The sequence below is a fragment of the Enterobacter sp. PTB genome, from assembly GCF_051130085.1.
GTDB lineage: Bacteria > Pseudomonadota > Gammaproteobacteria > Enterobacterales > Enterobacteriaceae > Enterobacter > Enterobacter ludwigii.
Window position 1 is genome coordinate 38,123 of record NZ_JBDKEE010000013.1, and the last position, 13,394, is coordinate 51,516.

A 13,394-nucleotide genomic window follows, 5' to 3' on the forward strand; every position below is an offset into this window, starting at 1 on the left:
TTCACAACGCTCAAACACAAATAACGACATCGGAGCCGTGATGGCAGGAAACAGTATTGGACAATTATTCCGGGTGACCACCTTTGGTGAATCGCACGGGCTGGCACTGGGCTGTATCGTTGACGGCGTACCGCCAGGCATCGAACTGACCGAAGCCGATTTACAGCACGACCTCGACCGTCGTCGTCCGGGGACTTCTCGCTACACCACGCAGCGTCGCGAGCCGGACCAGGTCAAAATTCTTTCCGGCGTTTTCGAAGGCCGCACCACCGGCACCAGCATCGGGCTACTGATTGAAAATACCGATCAGCGCTCGCAGGATTACGGCGCCATCAAAGATGTGTTCCGTCCTGGACATGCTGATTACACCTACGAACAAAAATATGGCTTCCGTGATTATCGCGGCGGCGGACGTTCGTCTGCCCGTGAAACCGCGATGCGCGTTGCGGCAGGGGCTATCGCCAAAAAATACCTGCAGCAGAAATTTGGCATTGTGATCCGCGGCTGTCTGACCCAGATGGGCGATATTCCACTGGCTATCAAAGACTGGGATCTGGTCGAGCAAAATCCGTTCTTCTGTGCCGATGCAGATAAGCTGGAAGCGCTGGACGAACTGATGCGTGGCCTGAAAAAAGAGGGCGACTCCATTGGTGCCAAAGTCACCGTCGTGGTTGATGGCGTACCGCCAGGCTGGGGTGAACCGGTATTTGACCGTCTGGATGCGGACATCGCTCACGCGCTGATGAGCATCAACGCGGTGAAGGGCGTAGAAATTGGCGACGGTTTTGACGTCGTTGCGCTGCGGGGCAGCCAGAACCGCGACGAAATCAACAAAGACGGTTTCCAGAGCAACCACGCGGGCGGCATCCTCGGCGGTATCAGTAGCGGTCAGCAGATTATTGCCAATATTGCGCTGAAACCGACCTCCAGCATTACCGTGCCAGGCCACACGATTAACCGCTCTGGCGAAGAAGTTGAGATGATCACTAAAGGGCGTCACGATCCCTGTGTGGGGATCCGTGCGGTGCCGATCGCAGAAGCGATGCTGGCGATCGTACTGATGGATCACTTCCTGCGCCAGCGCGCGCAGAATGCGGATGTGACGACCACCATTCCACGCTGGTAAACATGAAAAAAACCGTCATTGCTCTGCTGGCACTGCTTGCCAGTGGAGCCAGTCTGGCCGCGACGCCATGGCAGAAAATTACTCATCCTGTGGCGGGCAGCGCGCAGTCTATTGGCGCGTTCTCGAATGGCTGTATCGTTGGGGCACAGGAACTTCCGCTGCAGTCCGATACCTATCAGGTGATGCGTACCGACCAGCGTCGTTATTTTGGCCACCCGGATCTGGTGCTGTTTATCCAGCGTCTGGGAAACCAGGTGCATAACCTGGGGCTGGGCACGATGCTGATTGGCGATATGGGGATGCCTGCCGGCGGTCGGTTCAACGGCGGGCACGCCAGTCACCAGACCGGTCTCGATGTCGATATCTTCCTGCAACTGCCGAAAGCGCGCTGGAGTTCAGCCCAGTTGCTGAAACCGCAGGCGCTGGATCTGGTGGCGCGCGACGGTAAAAACGTCGTGCCATCGTTGTGGACGCAGGACGTCTTCAGCATGATTAAGCTGGCGGCGAAAGATAACGATGTCACGCGGATTTTCGTGAACCCGGCCATCAAGCAGCAGCTCTGCCTGGATGCCGGCACCGATCGCGACTGGCTGCGTAAAGTGCGCCCGTGGTTCCAGCATCGTGCACATATGCACGTTCGTCTGCGCTGCCCGGCAAACAGCCTGGAATGTGAAGATCAGCCATTACCCCCGCCAGGCGATGGCTGTGGTGCGGAACTGCAGAGCTGGTTTGAGCCGGCAAAACCTGGAACCTCTAAGCCTGAGAAGAAGACACCGCCTCCGTTGCCGCCTTCCTGCCAGGCGCTACTGGATGAGCATGTACTTTAATGGATAATTTCGTCGAACTGTTTATGGTGTCACCGCTTCTGCTGGTGGTGCTTTTCTTTGTGGCGATGCTGGCCGGGTTTATTGATGCTCTGGCGGGCGGCGGTGGTTTGTTAACCGTACCGGCGCTGCTGGCCGCGGGCATGAGCCCGGCACAGGCGCTCGCCACTAACAAGCTTCAGGCGTGCGGCGGCTCGCTCTCCGCGTCGCTCTATTTTATTCGCCGTAAGGTCGTCAGTCTGGCTGACCAGAAGCTCAATATCCTGATGACCTTTATTGGTTCGACCTCGGGTGCACTGCTGGTTCAGCATGTACAGTCCGATATTCTGCGCCAGATCCTCCCCATTCTGGTTATCTGCATCGGTCTCTACTTTTTGTTGATGCCAAAGCTCGGGGAAGAAGACCGGCAGCGACGTCTGCATGGCCTGCCGTTCGCTCTTATCGCGGGTGGCTGCGTCGGGTTTTACGATGGCTTCTTTGGCCCCGGAGCAGGCTCGTTCTATGCCCTTGCGTTCGTGACGCTGGCCGGCTTTAATCTCGCTAAATCCACCGCCCACGCCAAAGTGCTCAATGCGACGTCAAACGTCGGCGGCCTGCTGCTGTTTATCATTGGTGGCAAAGTTATCTGGGCAACCGGGTTTGTGATGATGGCAGGGCAGTTTTTAGGCGCACGTGCGGGCTCGCGTCTGGTATTAAGCAAAGGACAGAAGCTCATTCGCCCGATGATTGTTGTCGTCTCAGCGGTCATGAGTGCCAAACTGCTTTATGACAGCCATGGACAAGAGATCCTCACCTGGCTGGGAATGAATTAATGAACACAACCCATAAATACGAACAGCTGATTGAGATTTTTGATGGCTGTTTTGCTGATGATTTTAATACCCGTCTGATTAAAGGCGACGACGAACCGATCTATCTTCCTGCTGATGCGGACGTGCCGTATAACCGTATCGTGTTCGCGCACGGCTTTTACGCCAGCGGGTTACACGAGATTTCGCACTGGTGTATAGCGGGGAAAGCGCGTCGTGAGCAGGTGGACTTCGGCTACTGGTATTGTCCGGACGGCCGTGACGCCGCCACGCAGAGCCAGTTTGAAGATGTGGAGGTGAAACCGCAGGCGCTGGAATGGTTATTCTGTGTGGCGGCAGGTTTCCCGTTCAACGTCAGTTGTGACAACCTCGAAGGAGAGGTCGAGCCAGACCGTATTGTCTTCCAGCGCCGCGTTCATGCGCAGGTGATGGAGTACCTTGAGAAAGGCATCCCGGAACGTCCGGCACGTCTGATCGAGGCCTTACAGAATTATTACCACACGCCGGAGATCACGGCGGAATGCTTCCCTTGGCCGGAAGATCTTTAACAGAGGAAAGAAGATGATCGCAGAATTTGAATCACGCATTCTGGCGTTAATTGATGACATGGTGGAACACGCCAGTGATGATGAGCTGTTCGCCAGCGGTTATCTGCGTGGTCACCTGACGCTGGCTGTCGCTGAGCTGGAAGCAGGGGACGATCACTCTGCCGAGGCCATTCATGACGAAGTGAGCCGCAGCCTGGAGAAAGCGATCCAGGCAGGGGAACTCTCTCCGCGTGACCAGTCATTAGTGCTGGGTATGTGGGACACCCTGTTCCAGCAGGCAAAAGCCAGGTAGTCATTTTTCCTCCCTTTCCCGGTGGGAGAGGGAGGACATCGGCCCGCACGTTACTTCACCCTTTTTCCTTTCAGTAACTTCCGTACCCACAAACGGTTGGGATTGAGCCCCGCAAGCGTAACGCTGTCCAGCGGAACGGGCTCATCACTCATCTGTGCCGCCAGCACTTCGGCCAGCAACGGCGCTGAGCACAATCCCCGTGAACCGAGCCCCCCGAGCATAAACAGCTGCGGATAAACTGGCGCACTCACCGCGGTATCACGGTTTTCAGCAAGATCCTGATAGGCCTCAAGCGTTGCTTCATAGTCAGGCACATTTCCCGCCATCGGCAGATGGTCCCGGGTGGCACAGCGTACGCCACAGCGCGCGTCACCGGCGCTGATATCAACCTCTTTTGCCCAGTCGGCCTGCGGGAAGCAGTTGAGCAGGCGCTGGCGATTTTGCAGCTGATCGTCTTCGCTGTAGCGCATGTCGGTCTCACCGCGATGGTAGCTGGCACCAATGCAGTGGTGGCCGTTAGACGGATTTTGTGGCGTCAGATAGCCGTCGTAGCAGAGTACCTGCTGCAGTTTTTCCAGCGCTGGCGAGGTGGGGATATGGCTGACCTGGCCGCCGACAGGGTAAAGCGGCAGCTTTTCCGTCTGGTTGAACTGGTTGATAGGGTGACCGTTGGCCAGCACTACGCAGGTATGCTGCGCCTCTTCGCCGGTGGTGAAATGCAGGTTCCAGTGCTCCGTGTGGTGAAGTGAGGCGACCTGGCGGGAATAGTGCACCGTCAACCCGCGCGACTGCGCCAGCGCAATGGCTGCCGTCGTCAGATCTGCCGGACACAGCCAGCCACCGAGCGGATAGTGGATACCGTCGCAGCCCGTATCGACGCCCGCGGTTTCGGTTATCTGCTGCGCATTCACCGCCCGGGCAATTTCGAGCGGCAGACCCAGCGACAACATGTGCGCGATTTTTTGCTGGCTCTTCTCATCCCAGCCCAGTTGCGTAACACCACACCAGTCGTGGTCAAACGCCACAGGCAGAGCATCATACAGGCGACGTGCAAAGGTAAAGGCTGCCGGGAAAAACTGGCTCAGCGCCGGATCGTGAGCGCTTAACAGTGGGTAGAGTGCCCCCTGGCGGTTGCCGGAAGCGCCTTTTGCCGGCGCGTCGTCGGCGCAGTAGAGCGTTACCTGCCAGCCACGGTGTAAAAGCGCGAGCGAAAGCAGGGCGCTGGCAATCCCGCCGCCGACAATTGCTACCTCTCGTGAAGTGCTGGCGCTGCGTGAAAACCAGGGCGTCTGAGCGGGGATCTCCAGCGTCTGATCCATTCTTCCGACCAGCATGTCGCGCTTGCGACCAAAACCTTTGGTCTTTTGCATGGTAAAGCCGGCCTCCTGCAATCCGCGGCGGACAAAGCCTGCCGAGGTGAAGGTCGCGAGCGTTGCGCCGGGACGCGCCAGGCGTGCCATTGCGTTAAACAGATGCTGGCTCCACATGTCCGGATTCTTGGCGGGGGCAAAACCATCAAGGAACCATGCGTCCACTTTCTGATTCATTGAATCATCAAGCTTATCGGTCAGTTCATTGATGTCGCCGAGCCACAGATCCAGCGTGACGCGCCCGCCGTCCAGCAGCAGACGATGACAGCCGCCGAGGTGCGGCGGCCACTGCGCCTGAAGCTGCTCCGCCCATGGCGCAAGTTCCGGCCAGTGCTGATGGGCGAGACGAAGGTCATGCGCGGTGAGCGGAAATTTTTCAAAACTGATGAAATGTAATCTTTGCAGTGTAGCGTCAGGGTGAGCAGCGTGAAACTGATCGAACATCTGCCAGAGGGTGAGAAAATTCAGACCGGTACCAAACCCGCTCTCAGCGACCACGAACAGACTGCGCGGATGCGTGGGGAAACGGGCATTTAACTGGTTTCCGTCGAGGAAAACATAGCGGGTTTCTTCCAGTCCGTTATCATTAGAAAAGTAGACGTCATCAAAATCTCGGGAAACAGGTGTACCCTCAGCGTTGAATTCGAGGTTGGCGGGTTGTATAGCGTTTTGTTTCACGTAAGTTACTCGTCTGACAGGCAGTGACACGATCTTAACGATGTGCGTCCATCGGTGCAAATTTCCGCAGAAAATGTCTGATCGGACTTGTTCGGCGTACAAGTGTACGCTATTGTGCGACTCGAAACTTAATATAGTGCGACTTACAGAGGTATTGAATGAAACGTGCAGTGATTACTGGCCTGGGCATCGTTTCCAGCATCGGTAATAACCAGCAGGAAGTCCTGGCATCTCTGCGTGAAGGACGCTCCGGGATCACTTTCTCTGAAGAGTTTAAAGATTCAGGTATGCGTAGCCACGTATGGGGTAACGTCAAACTGGACACCACCGGTTTGATTGACCGTAAAGTGGTTCGTTTCATGAACGATGCCTCTATTTATGCTTATCTCTCCATGCAGGAAGCGATTGCGGATGCGGGTCTGAGCGCGGAAGTTTACCAGAACAACCCACGCGTAGGTCTGATCGCCGGTTCCGGTGGCTCATCTAAAGCGCAGGTCTTTGGTGCCGACGCAATGCGTAGCCCACGTGGTCTGAAAGCGGTAGGTCCTTATGTTGTGACTAAAGCTATGGGTTCAGCGGTTTCCGCTTGCCTGGCGACCCCGTTCAAAATCCACGGCGTTAACTACTCCATCAGCTCTGCCTGTGCGACCTCCGCACACTGCATCGGTAATGCGGTTGAGCAGATCCAGCTGGGTAAACAGGATATCGTGTTTGCTGGCGGCGGCGAAGAACTGGGCTGGGAAATGGCCTGTGAATTCGACGCAATGGGGGCACTGTCCACCAAATATAACGAAACTCCGGATAAAGCATCCCGTACCTATGATGCGCACCGTGACGGTTTCGTTATCGCAGGCGGCGGCGGTATGGTTGTGGTTGAAGAGCTGGAGCACGCGCTGGCGCGTGGTGCGCACATCTACGCTGAGATCGTGGGCTACGGTGCAACGTCTGACGGCGCTGACATGGTGGCTCCATCCGGTGAAGGCGCAGTGCGCTGCATGAAGATGGCTATGCACGGCGTTGACACACCAATCGACTACCTGAACTCCCACGGTACCTCTACTCCGGTAGGCGACGTGAAAGAGCTGGGTGCGATCCGTGAAGTGTTCGGCGACAACAGCCCGGCTATCTCCGCGACCAAAGCCATGACCGGTCACTCTCTGGGTGCTGCTGGCGTTCAGGAAGCGATCTACTCTCTGCTGATGCTGGAAAATGGTTTTATCGCCCCAAGCATCAACATTGACGAAATGGACGAGCAGGCCGCAGGTCTGAACATCGTGACCCAGCCAAAAGAAGCGACACTGACTACCGTCATGTCCAACAGCTTCGGTTTCGGCGGTACTAACGCCACGCTGGTGATGCGTAAGTACAACGCATAAGTTCTGACTGATTCAAAAGGGGAGCCTGACGGCTCCCTTTTTTTATGCATTGACAAGCGGCTGATCTCGCAGGCAAACTTCCTACCTCAACATTATCCTCACGATAATGCGTAAGCGTTCAACGTCAACCAACGCACCTAAATCCTGGTTATCAGGAAGAGGGGGCGTGGTTTTTCCCCGCCTTACTCTTCATTTCGGAGTAAAGCATGACTGCAGTCACTGAAACAGAAACAACCTCTTCAGCGAACGTCTCGCTGTTTCGCATCGCGTTTGCGGTGTTCCTGACCTATATGACCGTCGGCCTGCCGCTGCCGGTGATCCCGCTGTTTGTTCATCAGGAGCTGGGCTATGGCAACACCATGGTCGGCGTCGCTGTGGGTATTCAGTTCCTGGCTACGGTATTAACCCGCGGTTATGCCGGACGTCTGGCGGATCAGCACGGGGCAAAACGCTCGGCGTTACAGGGCATGTTTGCCTGTGGTCTGGCGGGAGGTGCATGGCTGCTGGCCGCTCTCCTGCCGGTTGACGCTGCGTATAAATTTGCGCTGCTGATCGTGGGGCGTTTAATCCTGGGCTTTGGTGAAAGCCAGCTCCTGACCGGTACGCTGACATGGGGTATGGGACTGGTGGGGCCTGCACGCTCCGGCAAAGTCATGTCCTGGAATGGCATGGCCATTTATGGCGCGCTTGCCGCAGGCGCCCCGCTCGGGTTGCTTATCCACAGCCACTTTGGCTTTGCCGCGCTGGCAGCGACCACCCTGATGCTGCCGCTGCTGGCATGGGCATTCAACGGTCCGGTGCGTAAAGTCCCTGCCCATAAAGGGGAGCGCCCGTCTTTGTGGAGCGTGGTGGGTCAAATCTGGCAGCCGGGCCTTGGCCTGGCCCTGCAGGGTGTCGGTTTTGCGGTAATCGGTACGTTCGTCTCGCTCTACTTTATGAGCCGCGGCTGGGCGATGGCAGGTTTTACGCTAACCGCCTTTGGTGGCGCATTTGTCTTAATGCGCGTGCTGTTCGGCTGGATGCCGGATCGTTTTGGTGGCGTGAAGGTTGCAGTGGCATCACTGGTGATTGAAACCCTGGGTTTGCTGTTACTGTGGAATGCACCCGTTGCGTCCGTAGCGTTGTTAGGCGCGGCGTTGACCGGCTGCGGATGCTCGCTTATTTTCCCGGCGCTGGGTGTGGAGGTGGTAAAACGTGTCGCCCCGCAGGTGCGTGGCACGGCGCTTGGCGGCTATGCGGCGTTTCAGGATATCTCATACGGGGTAACCGGGCCGCTGGCAGGTCTGTTAGCAACGTCGTTCGGGTATCCGTCTGTTTTCCTGGCGGGCGCGGTTGCAGCGGTTATGGGCATTGTGGTGACGCTGGTGGCGTTTCGGCAGTCTTAGCGGTTAAGTGCCGGGGCGGCAAGCCTTCCCCGGTGTGCTGTCGGCCCGGCAGGCGTAGCGCCACCGGGCGAAACCGTTATGCGACCAGCCAGAAAATCGCCAGTGCAATCATTAACGCAATAAACATCAACCCTGGACGGGCAGAGAGGGTTCTGAACGTTTCCACCACTGGCGCAAACAGCGGATTGTAGATTGGCTGAATGTTTCGTGCTTCCGTCACGCCCCCTTCGCGTTCGGCGCGGCGAACGAAAATCTGGTTGAGCACATCCTGCACCTGCGCGGTGGTCAGTACCGTTTGCGGTGTGGCCTGCCAGGTTTGCTGGGCGTAATCACGAATGGCGTCAAATTCGTTCGGCTCCAGCGGCTGCTTAAGTGCCGCCTGAACCGTGTGCAGGGTTGGAGCGGTCTGGGTGCTGAGCGTCTGACGCGCCTGTAGCCAGGTCACCAGATGCGTAAACTGTTTCGCCGGGATCAGCTCGCCCGCTTTTACGCCGGAGAGTTCCAGCATTGATTGCCAGATAAGCTTCGTCGGTTCGCCGGTGGCGGCGGCCAGCTTGGTCACCATCTGCTTGAGCGTGTTGTGCTCGGCAGGCAGCAGCGGACGCTCGGTCGCAGGGCGTTGCTGAGGCTGTGGAATTGACAGCTGATTGGTTTGCAGCAGCGTCAGTACGGTTTTGAGCTGTTCCGGGGTCAGCTGGCTCAGGGCGGTCTGACCAAACTGCTGGCGAATAAAATCACTCACCGCCTGGCGGTTATTTCCCTGGCCCAACAGCTCGGTCAGCTGCGAGACAATCTGGCGTGTGCTGTGATTCTGCTGTGCAGTATCAATCCGCTGGTTCAGGTTTTGCTCGGCAGCAGGGAAATGGCGCGACTGCAAAGGTGCGTCGTTCCTGACACCTAAATCGTGCTTTACCCCAGCCCAGACTTCCGCGTTTTGCTGCGACGTCAGCGCGATCAGACGCGTGATCAGTCGCTCCAGCACGGTGCGCTGTTGTGTGGATAGCGGTTGTTCGCCTGCAACGTTTGGCGTAACAGGGCCTTCACCCGGAGGGCGCGGCGGCGTACCTGAAATGGGCTGCATCGTCAAAAATCCTTAAAGTCAAAACTCAGCGTAAACCTGGCAGACGTATATGCCTGGCGGCCAGATTATGGCACACTTGACGGGTTTTCTTCCTCTCAAACAGGTACTCAGACGTGAAAATCCTCGTTGATGAAAATATGCCTTATGCCCGCGAGCTCTTTAGCCGCCTCGGCAACGTTAAGGCTGTCCCGGGTCGGCCGATCCCGGTAAACGAGCTGGATGATGCAGACGCGCTGATGGTGCGCTCGGTAACCAAAGTAAATGAGGCGTTGCTCTCCGGCAAAGCGGTGAAATTTGTCGGGACCGCAACGGCAGGGACGGATCATGTGGATGATAAATGGCTTAAGCAGGCGGGGATCGGTTTTTCAGCCGCGCCGGGCTGCAACGCCATTGCGGTCGTGGAATATGTCTTCTCCTCCCTGCTGATGCTGGCAGAGCGCGACGGTTTTGCGTTGCAGGACCGTACCGTCGGGATTGTTGGTGTGGGCAACGTGGGTGGGCGCCTGCATAAACGTCTTGAGGCGTTAGGCATTCGCACCCTGCTGTGCGATCCGCCGCGTAAAGACAACGGTGATGAAGGCGACTTCCGTTCGCTGGATGAACTGGTTGCACAGTGCGATGTGATCACTTTCCATACGCCGCTGTTTAAAGAGGGGCCTTATAAGTCGCTGCACCTTGCTGATGAAGCCCTGATCCGTCGTCTGAAGCCTGGCACTATTCTGATAAATGCCTGCCGGGGTCCGGTGGTCGATAACCTTGCGCTGCTGAAATGTCTGGAAGAGGGGCAAGCGCTTAGCGTGGTGCTGGACGTCTGGGAGCCGGAGCCTGAGCTTAACGTTGCGCTGCTTAACAAGGTGGACGTCGCAACGGCGCATATTGCCGGTTATACCCTTGAAGGAAAAGCCCGCGGCACGACGCAGGTCTTTGAGGCCTATAGCGCCTTTATCGGCCATCCACAGCAGGTGGCGCTGGATACCTTACTGCCTGCGCCTGAATTTGGCCGCATTACCCTGCACGGACCACTCGATCAGGCAACGCTGAAACGACTGGTCCATTTGGTGTATGATGTGCGCCGCGATGACGCGCTGCTGCGTAAAGTGGCGGGTATTCCGGGTGAGTTTGATAAGCTGCGCAAGAACTATGTTGAGCGCCGCGAGTGGTCTTCCCTGTATGTGATTTGCGACGACGCAACGGCTGCGACGCAGCTGCATAAACTGGGTTTTAACGCCGTTCATCACCCGGCACATTAATGTCTTCTTAATGCTCCCTGTTGGATACTCCGACAGGGACGCTTTTTTATTTCTGGAGTAAACCACCATGTCTGAAGGCTGGAACATTGCCATTTTAGGTGCCACGGGTGCCGTGGGTGAAGCCCTGCTCGAAACCCTTGCTGAGCGTCAGTTCCCGGTGGGTGATATCTATGCGCTGGCGCGTACAGATAGCGCGGGTGAACATCTGCGTTTTGGCGGCAAATCTGTCATGGTTCAGGATGCGGCCGGGTTCGACTGGACTCAGGCGCAGCTGGCGTTTTTTGCAGCCGGTGCTGAGGCTACGGCGTCTTACATTGAAGAGGCCACCAACTCGGGTTGTCTGGTGATTGATTTAAGCGGCCTGTTCGCGCTTGAGCCGGATGTGCCGCTGGTGGTGCCGGATGTGAACCCGTTTGTGCTGGCAGACTACCGTAACCGCAACGTTATCGCCGTACCGAACAGCCTGACCAGTCAGCTGCTTACCGCGCTGAAACCGCTGATCGACGAAGGCGGCCTGTCGCGTATCTTTGTCACCAGCCTGCTGTCTGCGTCTGCCAACGGCAAGCAAGCGGTTAACGCGCTGGCCGGGCAGAGCGCGAAATTGCTGAGCGGCGTTCCGATTGATGAAGACGACTATTTTGGTCGCCAGCTGGCGTTTAACATGCTGCCACTGCTGCCGGATCGCGAAGGCAGCGTGCGCGAAGAGCGCCGTATTGTCGATGAAGTCCGCAAAATCCTGCAGGATGACGGCCTGATGATCTCTGCCAGCTGCGTGCAGTCTCCTGTCTTCTACGGCCACGCGCAGATGGTCGGTTTTGAAGCGCTGCGCCCGCTCGCCGCAGAAGAAGCGCGTGACGCGTTTGGTCGCGGTGAGGATATCGCCCTCTCCGAAGAGAGTGAGTTCCCGACGCAGGTTGGTGATGCGACCGGTAGTGCACATCTGTCTGTTGGCTGCGTGCGTAACGATTACGGAATGCCTGAGCAGATCCAGTTCTGGTCAGTTGCCGATAACGTTCGCTTTGGCGGCGCGCTGATGGCGGTGAAAATTGCGGAGAAACTCGTGCAGGAGTACCTGTACTGATGTCAGAAGTGGATCACAAGCCTGTTCATAAAATTGCCCTCGGTATTGAGTACGATGGCAGTAAGTATTATGGCTGGCAGCGTCAAAATGAGGTGCGCAGCGTCCAGGAAAAACTGGAAAAAGCGCTCTCTCAGGTGGCGAACGAACCGATAAGCGTTTTCTGTGCCGGGCGTACGGATGCCGGCGTTCACGGCACGGGGCAGGTGGTTCATTTTGAAACCACCGCTGTGCGAAAGGACGCCGCATGGACGCTGGGGGTGAATGCGAATTTACCTGGAGACATTGCGGTTCGTTGGGTTAAAGATGTTCCCGATGATTTTCATGCGCGTTTCAGCGCCACCGCGCGCCGTTACCGCTATGTCATCTACAATCAGCGTCTGCGTCCGGCGGTGTTAAGCCAGGGCGTGACGCATTTTTATGAACCGCTTGATGCTGAACGTATGCATCGTGCGGCGCAGTGTCTGATTGGTGAAAATGACTTTACCTCGTTCCGTGCGGTGCAGTGCCAGTCCCGTACGCCGTGGCGTAATGTCATGCACATAAACGTCAGCCGTTATGGCGCGTATGTGGTGGTGGATATCAAAGCCAATGCCTTTGTACATCATATGGTGCGGAATATTGTGGGCAGCCTGATGGAAGTGGGTGCCGGACACCAGCCGGAGAGCTGGATTGCAGAACTGCTGGCAGCGAAGGACAGAACGCTTGCGGCAGCCACGGCGAAAGCGGAAGGGCTGTATCTGGTCTCGGTAGACTATCCGGATCGGTTTGACCTGCCGAAACCGCCAATGGGCCCGCTGTTTTTAGCGGACTAATCAAAGGTGCAATTAAGGCTTAGACAAAATGGACGTAATACGTTTTTTGATTGATTTCATCCTGCATATTGATGTTCACCTGGCGGAGCTGGTCGCGCAGTACGGCGTCTGGGTTTACGCTATTCTGTTCCTCATTCTGTTCTGTGAAACCGGTCTGGTTGTCACCCCGTTCCTGCCGGGGGATTCACTGCTGTTCGTGGCCGGCGCGTTATCCGCGTTACCGACTAACGATTTGAATGTGCATCTGATGGTTGTGTTGATGGTTATCGCCGCGATTATTGGTGATGCGGTGAACTACACGATTGGACGGGTGTTTGGTGAGCGGCTTTTCAGCAATCCGGACTCGAAAATTTTCCGTCGCAGCTATCTCGACAAAACCCATGCGTTCTATGAACGTCATGGCGGTAAAACCATTATCCTTGCCCGTTTTGTGCCTATTGTGCGTACATTTGCACCGTTTGTGGCAGGAATGGGGCATATGTCCTATCGTCACTTTGCGGCATATAACGTTGTTGGCGCGCTGCTGTGGGTGTTGCTGTTTACCTATGCCGGCTACCTGTTTGGCGATCTCCCGGTGGTCCAGGAAAACCTTAAGTTGCTGATTGTAGCGATTATTGTGCTTTCGGTACTGCCTGGGGTTATTGAGATTATCCGTCACCGACGTGCGGCAGCAAAGCAAGCGAAGTAAATGCATACTGGCGGTTCGACCACTTTTTTATCCAAAGTTTCGGGCTGTTATGTTTTAATGTGCAACATTCATGG

13 protein-coding genes are annotated in these 13,394 nt (G+C 56.5%); 11 read left to right on the forward strand and 2 right to left on the reverse strand.

Annotated elements, in window-relative coordinates:
- Positions 1-40 precede the first annotated feature (40 nt).
- The 5 genes from aroC to AAIR21_RS16515 are packed head-to-tail and all read left to right on the forward strand — an operon-like array spanning position 41 to position 3,599.
- Positions 41-1,126 carry a chorismate synthase gene (aroC, locus tag AAIR21_RS16495; RefSeq protein ID WP_020883113.1) on the forward strand — a complete coding sequence of 362 codons (1,086 nt, stop codon included), beginning with the start codon at positions 41-43 and terminating at the stop codon, positions 1,124-1,126.
- Between the two features lie 2 nt (positions 1,127-1,128).
- On the forward strand, positions 1,129-1,953 hold the full coding sequence (gene mepA / locus AAIR21_RS16500; protein WP_014171044.1) for a penicillin-insensitive murein endopeptidase: 825 nt from the start codon (positions 1,129-1,131) through the stop codon (positions 1,951-1,953).
- Positions 1,953-2,762: a sulfite exporter TauE/SafE family protein gene (locus AAIR21_RS16505; RefSeq protein ID WP_014171043.1), complete on the forward strand. Its 810-nt coding sequence runs from the start codon at positions 1,953-1,955 to the stop codon at positions 2,760-2,762. Before mepA ends, AAIR21_RS16505 begins: the two co-directional genes overlap by 1 nt.
- Positions 2,762-3,307 carry an elongation factor P hydroxylase gene (locus tag AAIR21_RS16510; RefSeq protein ID WP_020883114.1) on the forward strand — a complete coding sequence of 182 codons (546 nt, stop codon included), beginning with the start codon at positions 2,762-2,764 and terminating at the stop codon, positions 3,305-3,307. The genes AAIR21_RS16505 and AAIR21_RS16510 overlap by 1 nt, the downstream gene beginning before the upstream one ends.
- Positions 3,308-3,320: 13 nt before the next feature.
- Positions 3,321-3,599: a YfcL family protein gene (locus AAIR21_RS16515; RefSeq protein ID WP_020883115.1), complete on the forward strand. Its 279-nt coding sequence runs from the start codon at positions 3,321-3,323 to the stop codon at positions 3,597-3,599.
- Positions 3,600-3,649: 50 nt separating this feature from the next.
- Here the strand turns inward: AAIR21_RS16515 and mnmC are convergent, their stop codons facing one another.
- Positions 3,650-5,647 carry a bifunctional tRNA (5-methylaminomethyl-2-thiouridine)(34)-methyltransferase MnmD/FAD-dependent 5-carboxymethylaminomethyl-2-thiouridine(34) oxidoreductase MnmC gene (gene mnmC / locus AAIR21_RS16520; RefSeq protein ID WP_047743000.1) on the reverse strand — a complete coding sequence of 666 codons (1,998 nt, stop codon included), beginning with the start codon at positions 5,645-5,647 and terminating at the stop codon, positions 3,650-3,652.
- Positions 5,648-5,805: 158 nt separating this feature from the next.
- On the opposite strand from mnmC, the gene fabB reads away from it, so the two are divergent.
- The gene (fabB, locus tag AAIR21_RS16525; RefSeq protein WP_014171039.1) at positions 5,806-7,023 is read left to right on the forward strand and encodes a beta-ketoacyl-ACP synthase I; all 1,218 of its coding nucleotides are present in this window, start codon (positions 5,806-5,808) and stop codon (positions 7,021-7,023) included.
- 206 nt (positions 7,024-7,229) lie between these two features.
- Positions 7,230-8,408, forward strand: a complete 1,179-nt coding sequence (locus AAIR21_RS16530) for an MFS transporter (protein ID WP_183516122.1) — start codon at positions 7,230-7,232, stop codon at positions 8,406-8,408.
- A gap of 76 nt (positions 8,409-8,484) precedes the next feature.
- Here AAIR21_RS16530 and flk read toward each other — a convergent pair whose 3' ends face one another.
- Positions 8,485-9,489, reverse strand: a complete 1,005-nt coding sequence (flk, locus tag AAIR21_RS16535) for a flagella biosynthesis regulator Flk (protein ID WP_047742996.1) — start codon at positions 9,487-9,489, stop codon at positions 8,485-8,487.
- A 113-nt stretch (positions 9,490-9,602) separates the two neighbouring features.
- On the opposite strand from flk, the gene pdxB reads away from it, so the two are divergent.
- The 4 genes from pdxB to AAIR21_RS16555 all read left to right on the forward strand — a co-directional run bounded on the left by pdxB (position 9,603) and on the right by AAIR21_RS16555 (position 13,320).
- Positions 9,603-10,739 carry a 4-phosphoerythronate dehydrogenase PdxB gene (pdxB, locus tag AAIR21_RS16540; RefSeq protein WP_020883119.1) on the forward strand — a complete coding sequence of 379 codons (1,137 nt, stop codon included), beginning with the start codon at positions 9,603-9,605 and terminating at the stop codon, positions 10,737-10,739.
- Between the two features lie 67 nt (positions 10,740-10,806).
- Positions 10,807-11,820 (forward strand): aspartate-semialdehyde dehydrogenase, encoded by a 1,014-nt coding sequence (locus AAIR21_RS16545; protein ID WP_014171035.1) that lies wholly within the window; start codon positions 10,807-10,809, stop codon positions 11,818-11,820.
- Complete coding sequence (truA, locus tag AAIR21_RS16550; RefSeq protein WP_025203571.1) at positions 11,820-12,632, forward strand: tRNA pseudouridine(38-40) synthase TruA; 813 nt, start codon at positions 11,820-11,822, stop codon at positions 12,630-12,632. The genes AAIR21_RS16545 and truA overlap by 1 nt, the downstream gene beginning before the upstream one ends.
- 28 nt (positions 12,633-12,660) lie before the next feature.
- On the forward strand, positions 12,661-13,320 hold the full coding sequence (locus tag AAIR21_RS16555) for a DedA family protein (RefSeq protein ID WP_020883122.1): 660 nt from the start codon (positions 12,661-12,663) through the stop codon (positions 13,318-13,320).
- Positions 13,321-13,394 lie beyond the last annotated feature (74 nt).

What these genes read in the sequence shown, in the direction of transcription:
- aroC (WP_020883113.1), top strand. Translation starts at nt 41, where the DNA reads ATGGCAGGAAACAGTATTGGACAATTATTCCGGGTGACCACCTTTGGT.
- mepA (WP_014171044.1), top strand. Translation starts at nt 1,129, where the DNA reads ATGAAAAAAACCGTCATTGCTCTGCTGGCACTGCTTGCCAGTGGAGCC.
- AAIR21_RS16505 (WP_014171043.1), top strand. Translation starts at nt 1,953, where the DNA reads ATGGATAATTTCGTCGAACTGTTTATGGTGTCACCGCTTCTGCTGGTG.
- AAIR21_RS16510 (WP_020883114.1), top strand. Translation starts at nt 2,762, where the DNA reads ATGAACACAACCCATAAATACGAACAGCTGATTGAGATTTTTGATGGC.
- AAIR21_RS16515 (WP_020883115.1), top strand. Translation starts at nt 3,321, where the DNA reads ATGATCGCAGAATTTGAATCACGCATTCTGGCGTTAATTGATGACATG.
- fabB (WP_014171039.1), top strand. Translation starts at nt 5,806, where the DNA reads ATGAAACGTGCAGTGATTACTGGCCTGGGCATCGTTTCCAGCATCGGT.
- AAIR21_RS16530 (WP_183516122.1), top strand. Translation starts at nt 7,230, where the DNA reads ATGACTGCAGTCACTGAAACAGAAACAACCTCTTCAGCGAACGTCTCG.
- flk (WP_047742996.1), bottom strand. Translation starts at nt 9,489, where the DNA reads ATGCAGCCCATTTCAGGTACGCCGCCGCGCCCTCCGGGTGAAGGCCCT.
- AAIR21_RS16545 (WP_014171035.1), top strand. Translation starts at nt 10,807, where the DNA reads ATGTCTGAAGGCTGGAACATTGCCATTTTAGGTGCCACGGGTGCCGTG.
- truA (WP_025203571.1), top strand. Translation starts at nt 11,820, where the DNA reads ATGTCAGAAGTGGATCACAAGCCTGTTCATAAAATTGCCCTCGGTATT.
- AAIR21_RS16555 (WP_020883122.1), top strand. Translation starts at nt 12,661, where the DNA reads ATGGACGTAATACGTTTTTTGATTGATTTCATCCTGCATATTGATGTT.